A 16507-nucleotide genomic window follows, 5' to 3' on the forward strand; every position below is an offset into this window, starting at 1 on the left:
CGGCGTCCACCCCCATCATGCCCTGCGCGTCAGGCCACGTCGTCCGGCGAGCTCGTCCAGGAAGCCGGACACCGCGGAGACGAACGCGCCCGGGTCGTCCACCCACGGGAAGTGGCCGGCGCCGGGCAGGGTCACCAGCGTGGCGTCGCGGAACAGGGCGGCGAAGGCCGGCGCGTACCGGCGGCAGGGGTGGACGTCCAGGTCGCCGGTCAGCAGCAGCGCCGGCGCGTCGAGGGCGGCCAGCCCGGCCCTGACCTCCTCGGGCGTCACCGGGGACGGCGCGTGGAAGCCGTCCGCCGCGGCCTCGCCGCACTCCTCCTCGGCCCTGGCGGAATGGGCCGCGGCGCGTTCGGTCCAGGGGCCGTAGAAGAACCGGTGGCGCTCCACGCCCTCGTCCGCCAGGAACTCCGCCAGGGCGGCGGCGTACCACGGCTCGTGCGCGCGCAGCTCCAGACCGGCCTGCCAGTCCTCCTCCGTCGGTGTGCAGCCCACGGCGACCGGCGAGGGCGCGACCAGGCACAACGATCTGAGGCGGGCCGGATGCAGCCCGGCGTACCGGACGGCCACGTTCGCGCCCGCCGAGTGCGCCAGCAGGTCCATGCGGTCCAGGTCCAGGTGCTCCCGCAGGGCCTCGACGTCCTCGGCCAGCCGGTCCCACCGGTACGTCCCGGGATCGGCCGGGATCGCCGAGTCGCCGGTGCCCCGGCCGTCCAGCCGGATCAGCCGCCGGGGCAGGCCGCCGAGGTCGCCCAGGTAGCGGGAGGCGCGGCCCGGGCCGCCGGGCACGCACACCAGCGGCTCGCCCGCCCCGTATACGTGGTAGGCCAGCTCGGTCCCGTCGTGAGCGAGGAAGGAGGGCATGGGGCGATTATGCCGGGTGTCCCTGGTCGCCGGGCGGCGGATCCTCGAACCGCGGCCGCTGCGGCGGGCTGCCGCTCACCGACCGGACGATCGTCGCCGCGACGTGGTGCACCTTGAGGTTGCGATCCTGGGAGACGTTGCGCAGGAGCTCGAACGCCTGGTGCGCGGTGCAGCGGCGCTGCGCCATGACGATCCCGATCGCCTGGTCGATGACCGGGCGGGTGCCCAGCGCCTCCTTCAGCTGCGCCGCCACCTCCCGCGTACGGGCCGCGCCGATCGCCACGTCGAACAGCACGCCGATCGTCGCGGCGGTCACCTGCGCCGCGACGTGCGTCGGCGCGGCGAAGCCGGCCGCGCCCGCCGAGTAGAGGTTGAGCGTGCCCAGCAGCCGCCCCTGGGAGGTCAGCGGCTCGGCGTGCAGGCTGAGGATGCCGTGCGGCTGCGGGCGGAAGGAGCCCCAGCGGGCGTCACCGACCGCCAGACCGGCCACCGTGACCGCACGCCCGGCCTCGATCGCGTCGAAGCTCGGCCCCCGCCCGGCCGCCGACTGCATGCCGTCGAGCATCCCGGCACGGGCGTGCGCGCACGCCGCCGAACGGATGCCGCGTTCGGTGCATAACGTCACGCTGACCAGCGGAGAGTCGGGCATCGCGCGGGCGGCGACGACGACACTCCGCACCAGTGCCCGTTCGAACTCGTCGATTCCGGCCGGAACAGCGGTCCTGTCCAACAAATCCCTCGCGCTCGGCTGCGGCTCACGCCTGCGACCAGACAGCCTGCCCCTCCAGCGGGGTTCTAAGCGGGCCCCGCCGGAGGATCCCCGGGATTCTCAGGCGAGGTAGGCGTCGACCTCGGCCAGGTAGGCGTCCTTCAGGTGCCGCGGCAGCCAGGTGATCTCGAACGCGTTGCGCTCCAGCCGGGCCAGCTCCTCGCGGGTGAGCTGCAGCTCCTCCTGCAGCGCCACCAGGTTCTCGCCCACGTACCCGTTGAAGTACGCCGGGTCGTCGGAGTTGATCGTCACCCGCACGCCGAGCTCCATGAGCTTGCGGATGCCCTCGGCCTTCATGGAGTCGGTGACGTACCCGTTGGAGATCGGGCAGCAGGTCAGGCCGATGCCGCGGGCCAGCACCAGGTCCACCAGCCGCTGGTCCTCCAGGATGTTGACGCCGTGGTCGACCCGGTCGACGCCGATCTCCTCGATCGCCTGCCGGATGTGCTCGATCGAGTTGTCCTGGTCGACGTCGCAGTGCATGGTCAGCAGGTAGCCCTCCTGGCGGGCCCGCTCGTACACGGCGGCGAACTTGGCCGGCGGGTTGCCCTTCTCGTCGGAGTCCAGGCCGATGCCGACGATCCACTCCTTGTACGGCAGCGACTCCAGCAGCGTCGCCATCGCGTACTCGGCCTGGAAGTCGCGCAGGAAGCACATGATGAGCTGGGCCCGCACGCCGAGCTGCCGGTCGGCGTCGATCAGCGCCCGCCGCAGCCCGCGGATCACCACGTCGAACGGCACCCCGCGCGAGGTGTGCGCCTGCGGGTCGAAGAAGATCTCGGCGTAGCGCACGTTCTGCTCGGCGGCCTTGCGCAGGTAGGCCATGGCCAGGTCGTAGAAGTCGGGCTCGGTGCGCAGCACCTGCATGCCCTCGTAGTAGACCGTGAGGAAGGAGGGGAGGTCGTCGAAGGAGTAGGCGGCCCGCATCTCCTCGACCGACGTGTAGGGCAGCGCGATGCCGTTGCGCCGGGCCAGGTCGAACTTGAGCTCCGGCTCCAGCGTGCCCTCGATGTGCAGGTGCAGCTCGCACTTGGGGAGACCGGCGATGAAGTCCTTCATGATCAAACCTCCGTGAGGATGGGGTCGACGACCTCGAGCCGTACGCAGTCGACCAGCCCGAGGTCGGTGACGGCGTAGTCGGGGATCGCGGTGATCGACAGGAAGAACAGGTACATCAGCGGCGCCGGCAGCGTGCAGCCCAGCTCGCGGGCCAGGTCGTCGAGCCGCTCCTCCAGCACCGCCATCTCGGCGGCGGGCAGGTCGGAGACGATGCCGCCGACCGGCAGCGGCAGCAGCGCCCGCACCTCGCCGTCCACCACCACGGCCTGGCCGCCGCCCTGCTCGGCGACGGTGTTGACGGCCAGCGCCATGTCCTCGCGGGAGGCGCCCACGCAGATGATGTTGTTGTCGTCGGGCGCCGCGCTGGTGGCGATCGCGCCGGCCCGCAGGCCCATGCCGCTGACCATGGCGACCGGCTTGTTGCCGGTCTTGCCGTAGCGCTCGACGACCGTGACGAGCAGCGCGTCCTGCTCCACGGACGGCTCCACGACGCCGTCGGTCACCGGCAGGGTCACGTCACGCCTCCTGCGGACGAAGACCTGCTCGGTGAACCCGAGGGTCAGCACGGTCGCCTGGTCGCCCTCGGCGCGCAGCACCAGGTCATCGGCGGTGACCGGGGCGATCGGGAACGGCCGGACCGGGCCGCGCTCGGGGGCCGGCGTCGGCGTGACCATCCGGCCGTCGCGGGCGGCCGGCACGCCGTTCGCGATCACCTCGCGGACCCGGAAGTCCGTCAGCGAGTCGACGATCAGGACGTCCGCGAACCGGCCGGGGGACAGGCTGCCCACCAGGTGGTCGATGCGGTACATCTCCGCGCAGTTCACCGTGGCCATCTGGATCGCCGTCACCGGGTCGACCCCCGCCGCGACCGCCATTCGGACGAGCTTGTCCATGTGGCCGCCCGCCAGCACGTCGGCGGCGTGCACGTCGTCGGTGCAGAACGCCAGCCTGCGGGAGCCGGCCAGGGCCACGGCCTTGATGTTCTCGTCGAGGAAGTGGGCGACGGACGACTCTCGGATGATGCCGTACATGCCGCGGCGCAGCTTCTCCAGCATCTCCTCGTGCGAGTACGACTCGTGGTCGAGCCGCACCCCGGCCGCCGCCAGCCCGCTGATCCGGCGCGGGTCGGACAGCGGCGCGCAGCCGAACACCGGCAGCCGCCGCTCCCGAGCCAGGTCGAGGGCCTCCATGACGGCAGGATCGGAGTGTTCCACCATCTCCTGGACGGTCTCCCAGATCCCCACACATTCCGGCCACTCGTGGGCGATCCTGTGCTCAGCCGGACCGAACGGATGCCCGACGGTCGACTCCGGCACGGTGTAGGGCGCCTTGGCGGGTGCACCCCACCAGATTCGCATGCCGGTCGCCGCCGACTCGTCCAGGAAACGCCGTACGCCCGGCAGACCCTCGGCCACGAGGATCTGGTCCAGCCCCGACACCACGCTCGTCGTGCCGAACGGCACCACCAGGTCGGCGAAGCTGGTGACCGACAACTTGCTGCACTCGATGTGCAGGTGCCCGTCGATCAGGCCGGGCACCAGGTATCCGCCGCGGGCGTCGATGACCTCGGTGTCCGGGCCGCGCTCCAACACCGGCTCGACGGCGGCGATCCGGCCGCCCACGATGCCGATCTCGGCCGGGTACAGCTCGCCGGTCAGCACGTTGACGAGCGTGCCGCCCGCGATGATCGTGTCCGCGGGCCGCCGCCCGTACGCCACGTCCAGCAGGTCGCGGTCCATCATGCCTCCACAGTCCGTACGGCGGGCCGCGGGACGAGCAGCGCGTAGGCCGCGCCCGCCACCAGGAAGCCCGCGAAGATGCTGAAGTCGCTGCCGCCCGTCGCCTCCGACAGCGGCCCGACGAAGACGGCCGAGTTGATCCACAGGGCCGCCGCCACCATGCCCAGGACCTGCGCGATGATCGCCGGCCACCGGACCTGGCCGGGCGCCTGCTCGTCGAACAGCGCCTCGGCGTCGTAGCGTCCCCGCCTGCGCAGCCAGTCGGTGATGTAGACCCCGGCCCAGGGCGCCAGCCAGATGATCAGCAGCGCGAGGAAGTTGTTGAGCATGGTGTTGAAGCTGTTCGAGGTGACCGCCACGAACGTGATGATCACGCAGAGCACGAGGTCGCCGACGACCGCCACCCAGCGCTTGACCTTGATCCCGGCCGCCTGCAGGTTCAGCCCCGAGGAGTACAGGTCGGTGGTGTTGACCGCGAACAGCGACACGATCGCCAGCAGCAGGTACGGCACCACGAACCACTGCGGCAGCGCGCCCGGCAGCCCCGAGATCGGGTCGGTGTTGTCCTTGACCACGGTCGCCACGGCCGCCCCGAGCACCATCAGCAGCACGTACGGGACGAACCCGCCCAGGGCCGCGTACCCGAAGACCGCCTTCCTGGAGGAGTTCGCCGGCAGGTAGCGGGAGTAGTCGCCGCCCAGTGGCCCCCACGACAGCCCGCCCGCCGACATGATCATCGCGATCGCCATCGTGAACGTGGCGAAGTCCGCCGACCCGCCGCCGCCCCCGAGCTCCACCTTGGGCGCGATCAGGATCGCCATCAGGCCGAACAGCACGACGAACACCCAGGTGAAGTACTTCTGCGCCTTCATCACCGCGGCGTGCCCGATCAGCGGCAGCACGAGCTGGATCGCCGCCGCCACCAGGATGACCACGACCTTGAGCCCGAGCCCCTGGTCGCTCACCCCCGCCTGCTCCAGCAGCGACAGCGCCGCGAACGTGATGAGCACCATGCCGCCGGCCTCGAAGCCCACCATGTTGAGCCAGCCGAAGAAGCTGAGCACCCGGGCGCCCTTGGGCCCGTAGGCGGCCCTGGAGACCGCCATGGTGGAGGTGCCGGTGGCCGGGCCCTGCAGGCTGGTCAGGCCGACCAGCGGGAACGACAGCAGGTTGCCGATGACGATCGCGATGACCGCCTGCGTGAAGCTGAGCTGGAACGCCGCCACGATCGTGATGCCGTAGACGAGGGTGAAGATGCCCATCGTCGTCCCGGACCAGAGGAAAAGCAGGTCACGCGGGCGGCCGTACCTTTCGCCGGCCGAGACCAGCTCGATCCCGCGTTGTTCCATGGCCCCTCCTGAGGGTCGCTGGGTGTGTGCGCACACAGTGAACCGTAGGGGGGTGACCTGGTGATTTATTCGGACATACGAGCGTGCTTGGGGCCAGTTGTGCCCCGGCTACAAAGTGATCGCCAAGGACCGCCGTACCCGGCTACAAGGTGATCGCCAAGCCGACCGCGAACAGCAGGCCGTACGCCATCTGCAGCTTGCCCGTCTGCTGCAGGACCGCGATCAGCGCCGGCCCGACGGCCTTGCCCAGCACGGTCCTGATCGGTGTGACCGCGAGCGGCGCGGCCAGCGCCGCGAGCGCCGCCCACGGCGTGACCGTGATCATCGCCAGCGCCACCACGAACGGCACCACCTGGCACAACACGTACAACGCCCGGGTGCGCCCGGCGCCGAGCACCACCGCCAGCGTGCGCTTGCCCGACGTGCCGTCAGTCTGGACGTCGCGCAGGTTGTTGACCACCAGCATCGAGCACGACAACAACCCCACCGGGATCGAGGCGAGGAAGGCCGTCCAGCTCAGCTGCTCGGTCTGCACGTACGCGGTGCCCATCACCGGGACCACGCCGAAGAACACGAAGACCGCCAGCTCGCCCAGACCGCGGTAGCCGTAGGGCCGCTTGCCGCCGGTGTAGAACCAGGCCGCCGCGATGCACGCGACCCCCACCAGCAGGATCCACCACGCCCGCGTCACGACCACCAGCACCAGCCCGAGCACCGCCGCGACCGCGAAACAGCCCAGCGCCGCCGTCAGGACCTGCCGGGGCGTGGCCGCCCGCGAGCCCACGAGCCGCATCGGGCCGACGCGCTGGTCGTCGGTGCCGCGGATGCCGTCGCTGTAGTCGTTGGCGTAGTTGACGCCGATCTGCAGGGACAGCGCCACGAGCAGCGCCAGGACCGCGCGCCACCAGACGAATCCGCCGTCGCCGATCGCCACACCCGTGCCGACCATGACGGGGACTACGGCGTTGGGAAGCGTGCGCGGGCGCGCGCCCGCGATCCACTGACCGGGGGTTGCCATGCTGTCGAAACCTCTAGCTGATATCCGTGGTGAGCCTGACCATGCGGATCGGACGGCCCATGTCGAGGACACGTTCGGCCATGTCCTCGCCCCAGCCGGCCGACTCCAGGAAACCGAGCACCGCGTAGTTGTCGGCGAACACCCAGGTGACGATCTGGCGGAAGCCGTCCTCACGCAGGTAGTCGACGGTGGCGTTGAGCAGGCGGCTGCCGTGGCCGCGGCGCACGAAGTCGGGATCGACCAGCAGCGTCAGCATCTCGGCGACCCTGCTGGGATCCAGGTCGGGATCCTCGGCGGGGGCGTGCGAGGCCAGCCCCACCACCCGCTCGCCGCCGCGCGGGGTCGTCAGCGCCGCGCTGCCGCCCGCGCCCAGCGCGGGGAAACCCTCGGTGTCGAGGATGGTCTCCACCGCGACCAGCACCCGGTGCGAGGGGCCGGGCGGGGCGACGATCGCCTCGTCCCACTGACGCAGCCACATCTTCTCGGCCGCCGGCCCCGTCATCTGCTCGAGTGGGCCTTCCGGGAGGAACTCCCGATATCCGTAGCGCCAGGCGCGGATCTGAGTATTCGCAACCTGGAGAACATCCTCGCGCCGGGCCGCCCGGACGCCTACGTCTGCCATCTCGGCCCGCTCCTTCGCCTGCCGTTCGTGCCACAAGGCACGAGTTACACCGTATCGGTGTTTGAGCCTTGGAGACGACGCGAACCCCGCTTCCCCGCCCGGTAAGCGCGTGTCTTGGTGTTGTCACCGCATACCCGCATCGAACACCATGAGCGCGAACGATTCCCGGACGCGTCGATGAACACCCGCCGCCACATTCCCTCCACCCGGACGCCGACCCGCCGTAACAGCCACCGCCCGCCGCCTACCCATCCGCGCGTGTCGATCCGCGGCCGCCGCCCCAGATGACGGCGACCTGCGGCAGCGATCGCGGCCGGGCATCCGATCACCGGACCTGTGCGTCCAGCGCCCGTCCGAGCCTCCGCACCCCCTCGGCCAGGACCGTCAGGTTGGCGGCGGCCATGTGCGTCACCCTGATCCGCGGGCCCGGCGGCTCCGACGGGTAGTACATCCGCCCGGGGCTCACCTGTGTCCCGTACCGCCGGGCCGTCTCGACCAGGGCGTTCTCGTCCACCTCCGCGGGCAGCCGCAGCCACAGGTGCAGACCGCCGATCGGCAGGAGATGCACCTCCGCCCCGGGGGCATGGGCCGCCAGCGCCGCCGCGAGCGCGTCCCGCCTGGTCGCGATCTCGGCGTGCACCGTGTTCAGATGCCTGCCCCACGCCGCCGAGCCCACGAACTCCAGCGCCGTCTCCTGCAACGGCCGCGCCACGAAGAACGACTCGACGAGCTGGCTGGCCCGCAGCCGGTGCGCGGCCGGCCCACGGGCCACGACCGCGGCCACCCGCAGGCTGGGCGACAGGATCTTGGTCAGCGAGCCCACGTTGACGACGGTGCCGTGCGCGTCCATGGAGGCCAGCGACGGGGGAGCGGCGGGGGACAGGTAGCGGGCGTAGTCGTCCTCGATCACGAACGCCCCCGCCGCCCTGGCCACCTCCAGCACCTGCGCGCGCCGCTCCAGGGGCAACGTCGCGCCGGTGGGGTTGTGCAGGGTGGGCTGGCAGAAGAACACCCGCGCGCCGGTGACGGCGAACGCCTCGGCGAGCAGGTCCGGCCGTACGCCGTCGCGGTCCATCGGCACGGCCGTCGCCCGCAACCCGGCCGCCTTGGCCGCCGCCAGCGCTCCGGGATAGGTGGGCGTCTCGACCAGCACCGGCGTCCCGGGGGCCGCCAGCGCCCTGAACGCGTGCGTCAGCGCCGCCTGGCCGCCGCTGACGATCAGCGCGTCCGCCGCCGTCACATCGCCCCCGGCCTGGCGGGCGAACCAGCCGCGCAGCTCGTGCAGGCCGTTCAACGGCGGCGTGGCCCAGACGTCCGGACGGTGCACCGCCCGCGCGGCGGCCGCCGCGAGCTGCCTGTCCGGCCTCAGCCCCGGGTTCAGGTAGCCGCCGGTCAGCGGCACCACCTCCTCGGGCGGCTGCGCGAGCAGCGCCGCCACCGGCCCGTCGTCCACCACCCGGTCGCCGAGGGCGACCGTCTGCCAGGACAGGTCCAGGGGGTCCTGGCCGCGCACGACCTGCCGCGGCGCCACGAACGCGCCGCTTCCCGGACGCGACACCACCCGACCCTCGGCGGCGAGCTGGCCGATGGCGCGCGAGACCGTCACGGGGCTGACGTTGTGCCGCCGCATGATCTCCCGACTGGACGGAAGCCGCGCACCGGGACCAAGACGGGTGGCCTCTTCGCGCAGTATCGCAGCAATCTGGGCGATACTGCTATCGTTGGTCATGAAGGATAAGGATAGCGCTACCGCCCAAAACGCAGTAGCACCCCCTCCCACCCCTCACCCCACAACCGCCCTCACGGGCTCTCCCGCCACCCTCAACAAGCCGGCCGCCCCTCAGAACCCAGCCACCCCTCTCGACAGGACCGGCCCCTCCTCCTCTCCACCCCCTGTCATGGAGCCCGCCACCTCTCCCGCCACCTCTCCCGCCACCTCTCCCGCCACCTCTCCCGCCATCTCGAACGGGCCCGCCATCTCGAACGGCGCCGCCCCCTCGAACGGGCCTGCGTCCTCGAATGGCGCTGCCCTCTCGAACGGGCCCGCCTCCTCGAACGGGCCTGCGCACTCGAACGGCGCCGCCACCCTTCGCGACGCCCTCAAAGGGACCGGCGGGGCCGCCGCCCGCGCCCGGCAAGGGACGATGCTGGCCTTCCTGGGCGTCCTGGCCTTCTCCGGCAGCTTCCCCGGCACCGTCTACGCGATGCGCGGCTTCGACCCCTGGCTCGTCGCCATCGGCCGCGCCGCCGTCGCCGGCGTCATCGCCCTGGTCTGCCTGAAAGCCGCCCGCCTGCCCTTCCTCCCGCCGCGCCGCCACTGGCCCTCGTACGCCGTGATCTCCTTGGGCGTGGTCTTCGGCTTCCCGGTGTTCAGCAGCCTCGCCCTCAACTTGGGCGCCAGCACCTCCCACGCCGCCGTGGTCATCGCCCTGCTGCCCGCCGCCACCGCCGCCTGTGCGGTCGTACGGGCGGGCGAACGCCCCCGCCCCCTGTTCTGGGCCGCCTGCGCCGCCGGCGCCGCCGCGATCACCGCCTTCACCCTCACCCGAGGCCAGGCCGGCGCCGCCTGGCCGGACCTGCTCCTGGTCGGCGCCCTCCTGTCAGCCGCGCTCGGCTACACCGAAGGCGGCCGCCTGACCAGGACGACCCCCGGCTGGCAGGTGATCAGCCACGCCCTCGTCCTCTCCCTCCCGCTGACCGCCGCGATCACCGCGGTCCTGACCCTCACCACCCCCATCACGCCGACCGCCCCCGCCCTGGCCGGCTTCGCCTACGTGGCGCTGATCTCGATGTTCCTCGGCTTCATCCCCTGGTACGCCGGCCTGGCCAGGGGCGGCATCGCCAGAGCCGGCCAGACCCAGCTGGCGCAGCCGCTGCTGACCCTCATCTGGGCCTGGGTCCTGATGGGCGAACGCTTCGGCCCGGCCACCGTGGCCGCCGCGCTCGCCGTCCTGGCCTGCGTCGCCGTCACGCAGCGCACCCGCGCGTAGGAAAGGGCCTGGCACGACGACGTACGCACCGGGCCGCGGCGAAGCTTGCATGGCGTGACGCCGCCACGCAGGATGGCAGGGGAGGTGTCACGATCATGGCGGACCTCACGATCCCGGAAGGCGGCTTCTGGCCCGCGCCGGAGATCCCGCAGCCCAACATCTATCCGATGGAATGGCGCGTGGAGACCGAGAAACTCGCGGCCATCTACGAGAAGTCCAAGCGCAAACTCTGGAACCCGGCCGACCTCCCATGGGACGGCCTGAACCCGGACGACTTCACCCGCGAACAGCGCCTGGGCATCATGTACTGGTTCGCCGTGCTCGCCAATTTCGACGCCTCGGGTCCGGCCGTGTTCGCCCGCGCAACCATCCAGGCTTTCGAGAAACACGAGGAGGACCCGGTCAGGAAGTGCTTCTTCTCCATCACCCGCGACGAGATGAACCATGAGGAGTGCTGCCAGCGCACCATCGCCCGGCTGTGGCCCGGCGGCCCCCTGAACTGGACCCCCGAAGACGATCTCGAAAAGGCCGCCCACAACAACATCGGCTGGCTCTACCACAACGGCGGCCGCTACTGGAACGGTTACACCAGCGCCGTCGGTAGATACTCGCTGCCGGTCCTGTTCACGAGTTTCATGATGGGCGAGATGGCCGCGTCCACGCTGTTCAGGGGCATGGCCACGGGCACCCGGCATCCGGTCTTCGGCGAGATGTTCCAGCGCATCGGCCTCGACGAGTCCCGCCATCTGCAAATCTGCATGACCATTCTGGAAAACGAATGGCCGGGCCTCACCGACGAGACCCGCGGCCTCATCACCCGCCAGCTGCGAGCCGGTTTCGTGTTCCTCTCCATGATTCTCTGGGAGCCTCCGGAAGGTTTCTGGGAACTCCCGCCGTACTTCCTCGACAACCACCGCGTCCTGATGGACCACGCCAGGGAAGCGGGCCTGGGCGTGCTCGCGTACGAGGAACAGAAGGAGAACTGGCGCGTGGCCATGGCGAAGGTCCGCGCGATCGTCGAACGATGGGGCATCGCCTTCCCTGCCATTCCCGAACTGGACCTGGAAGGCGTCGAGGTGAACGTCATCGACCCGGAGGAGATCATCCCCGTCTTCTAGGATGCGCGTATGTGGCCCCGCATCGACGGACGCAGAGTCCTCGCCCTCGGCACCCCCGGCAAGGTGCGCACCCTGCTGACCGACCTCACCCTCTCGGGCGCGAAGACCGCCACCGCCGGTCTCCTGCCCCTCGACTACGAGGCGGAAGGCGAAGAGGTCGAACACGTCGGCGAACACCTGATCCTCGTGGACGACGCCGGCGAGAAGGCCGCCACCATCGAGATCACCTCAGTGGCGCTGGTGCCGTTCGCCGAGGTGCCGTGGGAGTTCGCCGAGGCAGAAGGCGAAGGATTCACCTCGATCCAGCACTGGCGGGAAGTCCACCAGCGCTACTGGTCATCCTTGGGCCACGAGGTGAACGACACCTCCACAATCGTCTGCCTCCACTACCGCCTACTCCACACATAACCCCCGAGCACAAAACAACCAGCCCCCCAAACGCCCCCCACCAACCGCACCGCCCCTCAGCCCCACACCACCGCCTTGGGGGAGTACGGCCCTCAACCGCCCGTACACACCCCTGACCACGCCCCTGGGCCAAGCATCCCGCCCCTCAGTCCCCGCACTCCACGCCACCGCCTTGGGGGAGTACGGCCCTCAACCACCCGTACACACCCCTGACCACGCCCCTGGTGGGCCGAGCATCCGCCCCTCGGCCAAGCGTCCGCCTCCCGGCAGGCACGCACTCGAGCCCCCGGGCACGAGCCCCGCCGCAAAGGCGAGCCGGCCCGCGTCGCCGTCACTCCCGCACCGACGCCCTCACCGAACCGCCCCACCCAGCTCCCGCATACTCCCGCCTCCGTCGTCCCCTGTGCCGTCCTCGGTACCCCCGACGAACGTTCCTTTCCCTTTCACGGTGTGCACGAGCTGCCGCCGACGCAGCTCCCGCACCACGTTCCGGACGGTTGACCGCGCCACGTCGAACTCGGCCTCCATGGCCAGCTCGCTCATCACCGCCTCGCCGGCCAGCAGCTCACCTCTCAGAATCTGACCCTCGATCATCTCGGCAATCTGCACATAGATCGGCACGGGGCCGTCTCGGTCGAGCATGCTCATACCTTAGACGTCTGGATACAAGCAGATGAGTGAATCTCAATCCTGGGGCCACGACTCTTCGGGCGACACGTAACTCCCGCGCTGCGGCACGGTGTAGATCCACCCTTGCTCCCGCAACAACGCCATGGCCCGCCGCACCGTCTCCCGCGCCACGTCGTACTGCTGCACCAACGCCGTCTCACCGGGAATCGCCCGCTTGGGCTGGAAGTGCCCCGCCCTGATCTGCTTGGCCACATCGGCAGCAATCTGCCGATAGAGCGGCACTTTCCGCTGCTTGCGCGGCGCTTCATCAGGTGCACCGACGAAGGTTCCCTCGCCCTGGACCGTGTAGATGAGCCCTTCCTCGCGCAACACGTGGATGGCCCGGCGGGCCGTCGTCCGCGCGACCCCGAACTCGTGCTGAATGTCGGCCTCGCTCGGCACGGGATGCCCGGACGCCAGCCCCTCGACCCGCCGTCGAAGGATCTTCGCGATCTGTACGTAGATGTGGGTGTCGCCGTCGTAGTCCAGCACACCGGCAACATAGACGAAGGTGTACGAGCCCTCCCATATCCTCCTGCCTGCTCAGACAGAGTCATCTTTCCGAATAGACGAGCGGATACAACCAGACGTATTCTCTGCCCATGGCCGTACTCCCCCTGGACTACGAACACTGCATCGGCATCCACCTCCCAGAACCCTGCCCAGGCCGCACAGCCATCCGCTGGTATCCCACGACCTCCCCCTACGAACGCGTACGGGTCCGGGCATACACCTGCCACTGCCAGCCCACGATCTACGAGCTCTGCCAAATCGGAGGGCAGCGCTTCATCCGTCGAACCCGTACGAATCACAGAATCCCGATCGCGGAGGAGACCTTCCGGGGCTCCGCCCTCAGGACCCTGCTGCTCTGGAACGGTCTGCTGACCGGCAACGCCCGATAACCCGGGCACCTAGCCACACCTGTATTCATCGTCGGCTCATGTTCTTGAGAAACCCGCCCCTTGAGCCGCTACCTGCAGCAGTATGACCCCGCGTTGGCTGCCTGCCTGAGGCAACCTACCGGGAGAGCCTGACAAAACCAGCCCTCCCGTCGAGCGCAACTCTCAAGCTCCCTGTGCCGCTCAAACGCGACTCTGCGGCCCTACGCAGGCCCGCCCCCTGTGGACGTTCGTCTCGCGGCACGAACACTCTCTACAAACGTGCGGTCGCCTAAGTGGCCGGCAGCGCCAACCAATGACGATGGCGACACCGCATCCTCCGGTCGCCGTACTGCAATTTCGCCAACGAGCTGTCATTCAGCCTGATTTTCCTGATTAAGAGGGACACGTTGGCATTCCGCCCAGAGCCGACCCAAGAAAAGAGAAGTAGGAGCCACAGTTCCAAAACGGCTTTGCATGCCATCTCGAAGGCGGCACACTGTTCCTCGCGGCCATCACGTTGACTCCTTCGTTCTCGGACAAGGCCCTAGAAGGAGTACGGGATGGCCGTCACCATTTCCCGATGCCGTCCCCGCTCCTGGCCGATCCGCTTCGAACCAGCTCTGAAGTCCACCTCCAGCGTCATCGCCATCAAACGTTGGAGCAGTCGAGCGATCCCAACAAAGAGCCCCCGGCTTAGAGCCTGCTGACAAAGGCTTAAGTGTTGGTGGGCATGGGCCCGTAGAGAGCTGGTCCGATCTTGTTGATGTAGCCCTGGTGAGACCATTGAGACAGCTGGACGCGGAAGCTGTTGACGTTCTCGATGCCGAGAATGGCGGCCAGTTCGCTTCCTCTCCAGGCGTGCCAGGGCTGAGCGGTCAGGAGTTGCAGAACCTTGCCGCGCCGGTCGGGGCTGGACAAGACCGGCAGCGGCGCCGGGTCGCTCCAGCGGCCAGGGGGCGGCAGGCCGGCCAGTTCGCGCGTCAGACGGCGGGTCATCTGATGCACGGTGGCCCACCAGATCATGGCCTCGTGATGGTCGGGCTTGCGTTCGTAGATACGCACCAGTCGGCGGTAGCGGACCAGCCAGGCGAATGTCCGCTCCACCACCCACCTGCGGGGTAGCACCACGAAGCCGCTCAGGTCGTCGCTGCGCTTGACGATCGTGACCGCCAGGCCGAGGACCTGCCCGGCCCAGGTGACCAGCCGTCCGGCACAGCCGCCATCAGCCCAGACCAAGGCGATGGTGGAGAACTTCTCGCGCAGCAGCGCCAGCACCGGATGCGCGCCGTCGCGGTCCTGCACCGACGCGGCGGTGACCATCACGCACAACAGCAGCCCAAGGGTGTCCACCACGACGTGCCGCTTCTGCCCCTTGAGCTTCTTGCCCGCGTCGTACCCGCAGGCCACCGCGCCGACGGTCTCGGCCGCCCGGACCGTCTGGGAATCGATGCACCCGGCCGTCGGCAGCTCACTACGCCCGGCCAGCAGCCGCAACCGGCCGCGCAACCTCCCGGCCAGCCGCTCGGGCAGACCACGCCGCGACCAGCGCAGGAAGAACGCATACACCGCCTCATACGGCGGGAAGTCGACCGGCAGGGCCCGCCACTCGATCCCGTACCGGGTCACATAGCCGATCGCGTCCAACACCGCACGCAGGTCATGCACCATCGGCCGGCCCGCGACCGCGACCAGTTCGGCCATCACCGCCCGCGCCTCGCCCTCCAGCACCAGCCACTCGGCATCGGCCAGATCGGATGGGTATGCCGGTTTCCGGCCTCGACATGCGCATCCCGGTGAGGTGCAACCGCTGGCGTTCACGGCCGCGGGCGTGTAGACAGACAACCACGGGCTCCTGGCCGCTGAGCTGCTTAGACAACACCTCAGCTACTGGGAGCCCGCTCCTGTTCGCCGGTCAACAGCCCCATCATGACCACACCCCGGCACTTTCCTGACCCGAGCCCCGACACCAAATCCCTTTGTCAGCAGCCTCTTAGACCGGGGGCTCAAATGCTACCTACGCATCATCTTTCGCCAACAGGCGATCCAGTCTGAGCCCAAGGTCATTGAGCTGGAACCGTAGCCCCTCAAGCATCGTCAACGTTTCCGCCAGGCTGGCCTTGCAGCTCTCGTCAAACCGTTCCCGAAGGCGTGCGATCTCGAAGTTGAGGATCTCAAAATCCCGACCGACCCCTGAGCGAACCTCGATGATCTCCGCCCTCGCCGTAGCCAGCCCTGCCAACACCACATCTCGCTCACCTGAGCACGAGCGAGCCTCCAGTGCCTGCAGACGGAGTTGTAGATCGAGGATCTCCACCTCAACGTTCACGTACCCCTACCCCTTACCGATGGACGACGAGGGAGCCCGCCAACGGCGGCCGGCCCCACTTGCTGCGAGCACATATTGGCAAGTCGCCCGTGTCTGAAGCGATCCCCGAAAAGCACCCCGGAGTGGTTTTCTTCCTCCGCCGACTCGCGCTTTTCCGGTGAACGTCCATATCCGCCCGACTTGTCGGAGGAAATAAGACTACCTCGGCAAGGAGGATCAATCTGCCGGCCCCAGCAAAGGGACGCCAGCCAAGCCCAAGCGCCTAAGGAGGGCGGCCGGATCGAGAGTGTCATTGCTCAGCCTCCCCGCTAAGCATGCAGAAATGCGGATGTGGCCTAGTTATGTCCTGTCATTACCGGCATGTAGGCGGACCAGGCGAAAGAAGCCAGGTAATCCCCAGCCGATAGCCTGATATGAGATGGCAGCCTCCCGAAAACAGGGACCGCAGAATGAGCCGAAAGCGTAGATGTCACCCTGCTGACTGGCTCACCTCCGACGTGCAGGTGCGCCGTTGGTGACAAGCGGCGGGCCGTCGACCGCGGCGAGCCAAAGCTCGGTCTCGTCCGAGCTGCCAGACACAGCACTCGTGATCATCATCTTGCGCACACAGTGACCGTCGACCAGGGCGCCACGAGACCTCCCGCCACGGCGTCGAGCTCGGCCACACCATGCTGCTCGGCGCCAAAAGTCCCGACCGG

The 16507-nt window shown here is 69.3% G+C and carries 16 protein-coding genes; 3 read left to right on the forward strand and 13 right to left on the reverse strand.

The genetic code is table 11. The features are described from left to right. Positions 1-15: 15 nt before the first annotated feature. The 9 genes from ABZ444_RS25875 to ABZ444_RS25915 all read right to left on the reverse strand — a co-directional run bounded on the left by ABZ444_RS25875 (position 16) and on the right by ABZ444_RS25915 (position 9146). Positions 16-861 (reverse strand): alpha/beta hydrolase, encoded by an 846-nt coding sequence (locus tag ABZ444_RS25875; RefSeq protein WP_358001735.1) that lies wholly within the window; start codon positions 859-861, stop codon positions 16-18. Positions 862-868: 7 nt separating this feature from the next. Next, complete coding sequence (locus tag ABZ444_RS25880) at positions 869-1540, reverse strand: GAF and ANTAR domain-containing protein (protein ID WP_358001738.1); 672 nt, start codon at positions 1538-1540, stop codon at positions 869-871. 150 nt (positions 1541-1690) lie between these two features. Beyond that, entirely contained in the window at positions 1691-2689 is a 999-nt protein-coding gene (locus tag ABZ444_RS25885) for an adenosine deaminase (RefSeq protein WP_358001741.1), read from the reverse strand. 2 nt (positions 2690-2691) lie between these two features. Then, positions 2692-4431: an adenine deaminase C-terminal domain-containing protein gene (locus ABZ444_RS25890; protein ID WP_358001744.1), complete on the reverse strand. Its 1740-nt coding sequence runs from the start codon at positions 4429-4431 to the stop codon at positions 2692-2694. Next, the gene (locus tag ABZ444_RS25895; protein ID WP_358001746.1) at positions 4428-5777 is read right to left on the reverse strand and encodes a cytosine permease; all 1350 of its coding nucleotides are present in this window, start codon (positions 5775-5777) and stop codon (positions 4428-4430) included. The genes ABZ444_RS25890 and ABZ444_RS25895 overlap by 4 nt, the downstream gene beginning before the upstream one ends. A 142-nt stretch (positions 5778-5919) precedes the next feature. Beyond that, positions 5920-6795 (reverse strand): 1,4-dihydroxy-2-naphthoate polyprenyltransferase, encoded by an 876-nt coding sequence (locus ABZ444_RS25900; protein ID WP_358001748.1) that lies wholly within the window; start codon positions 6793-6795, stop codon positions 5920-5922. Positions 6796-6808: 13 nt separating this feature from the next. Further along, complete coding sequence (locus ABZ444_RS25905; protein WP_358001751.1) at positions 6809-7297, reverse strand: GNAT family N-acetyltransferase; 489 nt, start codon at positions 7295-7297, stop codon at positions 6809-6811. Positions 7298-7461: 164 nt separating this feature from the next. Next, positions 7462-7614 carry a CGNR zinc finger domain-containing protein gene (locus ABZ444_RS25910; RefSeq protein ID WP_358001753.1) on the reverse strand — a complete coding sequence of 51 codons (153 nt, stop codon included), beginning with the start codon at positions 7612-7614 and terminating at the stop codon, positions 7462-7464. A 128-nt stretch (positions 7615-7742) separates the two neighbouring features. Further along, entirely contained in the window at positions 7743-9146 is a 1404-nt protein-coding gene (locus ABZ444_RS25915; protein WP_358001756.1) for a PLP-dependent aminotransferase family protein, read from the reverse strand. Between the two features lie 415 nt (positions 9147-9561). On the opposite strand from ABZ444_RS25915, the gene ABZ444_RS25920 reads away from it, so the two are divergent. The 3 genes from ABZ444_RS25920 (at position 9562) to ABZ444_RS25930 (ending at position 11933) form a co-directional block, all read left to right on the forward strand. Further along, positions 9562-10407: a DMT family transporter gene (locus ABZ444_RS25920; protein WP_358001759.1), complete on the forward strand. Its 846-nt coding sequence runs from the start codon at positions 9562-9564 to the stop codon at positions 10405-10407. A gap of 95 nt (positions 10408-10502) precedes the next feature. After that, positions 10503-11525: a hypothetical protein gene (locus ABZ444_RS25925; protein WP_358001762.1), complete on the forward strand. Its 1023-nt coding sequence runs from the start codon at positions 10503-10505 to the stop codon at positions 11523-11525. Between the two features lie 9 nt (positions 11526-11534). Next, complete coding sequence (locus ABZ444_RS25930; RefSeq protein WP_358001765.1) at positions 11535-11933, forward strand: ASCH domain-containing protein; 399 nt, start codon at positions 11535-11537, stop codon at positions 11931-11933. A 351-nt stretch (positions 11934-12284) separates the two neighbouring features. On the opposite strand, the gene ABZ444_RS25935 is transcribed toward ABZ444_RS25930, so the two are convergent. The 4 genes from ABZ444_RS25935 to ABZ444_RS25950 all read right to left on the reverse strand — a co-directional run bounded on the left by ABZ444_RS25935 (position 12285) and on the right by ABZ444_RS25950 (position 15809). Next, positions 12285-12575 (reverse strand): GntR family transcriptional regulator, encoded by a 291-nt coding sequence (locus tag ABZ444_RS25935; RefSeq protein ID WP_358001768.1) that lies wholly within the window; start codon positions 12573-12575, stop codon positions 12285-12287. Positions 12576-12617: 42 nt separating this feature from the next. Further along, a complete protein-coding gene (locus ABZ444_RS25940) occupies positions 12618-13094 on the reverse strand; it encodes a GntR family transcriptional regulator (protein WP_358001771.1) in 477 nt (158 codons plus the stop codon). 1103 nt (positions 13095-14197) lie between these two features. Beyond that, the gene (locus tag ABZ444_RS25945; protein ID WP_358001774.1) at positions 14198-15325 is read right to left on the reverse strand and encodes an IS5 family transposase; all 1128 of its coding nucleotides are present in this window, start codon (positions 15323-15325) and stop codon (positions 14198-14200) included. 172 nt (positions 15326-15497) lie between these two features. Continuing rightward, complete coding sequence (locus tag ABZ444_RS25950; RefSeq protein WP_358001777.1) at positions 15498-15809, reverse strand: hypothetical protein; 312 nt, start codon at positions 15807-15809, stop codon at positions 15498-15500. Positions 15810-16507: the final 698 nt, after the last annotated feature.

This window comes from Nonomuraea sp. NPDC005730, assembly GCF_040630865.1.
Taxonomy (GTDB): domain Bacteria; phylum Actinomycetota; class Actinomycetes; order Streptosporangiales; family Streptosporangiaceae; genus Nonomuraea.

What these genes read in the sequence shown, in the direction of transcription:
- ABZ444_RS25925 (WP_358001762.1), top strand. Translation starts at nt 10,503, where the DNA reads ATGGCGGACCTCACGATCCCGGAAGGCGGCTTCTGGCCCGCGCCGGAG.
- ABZ444_RS25895 (WP_358001746.1), bottom strand. Translation starts at nt 5,777, where the DNA reads ATGGAACAACGCGGGATCGAGCTGGTCTCGGCCGGCGAAAGGTACGGC.
- ABZ444_RS25885 (WP_358001741.1), bottom strand. Translation starts at nt 2,689, where the DNA reads ATGAAGGACTTCATCGCCGGTCTCCCCAAGTGCGAGCTGCACCTGCAC.
- ABZ444_RS25920 (WP_358001759.1), top strand. Translation starts at nt 9,562, where the DNA reads ATGCTGGCCTTCCTGGGCGTCCTGGCCTTCTCCGGCAGCTTCCCCGGC.
- ABZ444_RS25890 (WP_358001744.1), bottom strand. Translation starts at nt 4,431, where the DNA reads ATGATGGACCGCGACCTGCTGGACGTGGCGTACGGGCGGCGGCCCGCG.
- ABZ444_RS25930 (WP_358001765.1), top strand. Translation starts at nt 11,535, where the DNA reads ATGTGGCCCCGCATCGACGGACGCAGAGTCCTCGCCCTCGGCACCCCC.
- ABZ444_RS25915 (WP_358001756.1), bottom strand. Translation starts at nt 9,146, where the DNA reads ATGACCAACGATAGCAGTATCGCCCAGATTGCTGCGATACTGCGCGAA.
- ABZ444_RS25875 (WP_358001735.1), bottom strand. Translation starts at nt 861, where the DNA reads ATGCCCTCCTTCCTCGCTCACGACGGGACCGAGCTGGCCTACCACGTA.
- ABZ444_RS25910 (WP_358001753.1), bottom strand. Translation starts at nt 7,614, where the DNA reads ATGTGGCGGCGGGTGTTCATCGACGCGTCCGGGAATCGTTCGCGCTCA.
- ABZ444_RS25900 (WP_358001748.1), bottom strand. Translation starts at nt 6,795, where the DNA reads ATGGCAACCCCCGGTCAGTGGATCGCGGGCGCGCGCCCGCGCACGCTT.
- ABZ444_RS25935 (WP_358001768.1), bottom strand. Translation starts at nt 12,575, where the DNA reads ATGCTCGACCGAGACGGCCCCGTGCCGATCTATGTGCAGATTGCCGAG.
- ABZ444_RS25905 (WP_358001751.1), bottom strand. Translation starts at nt 7,297, where the DNA reads ATGACGGGGCCGGCGGCCGAGAAGATGTGGCTGCGTCAGTGGGACGAG.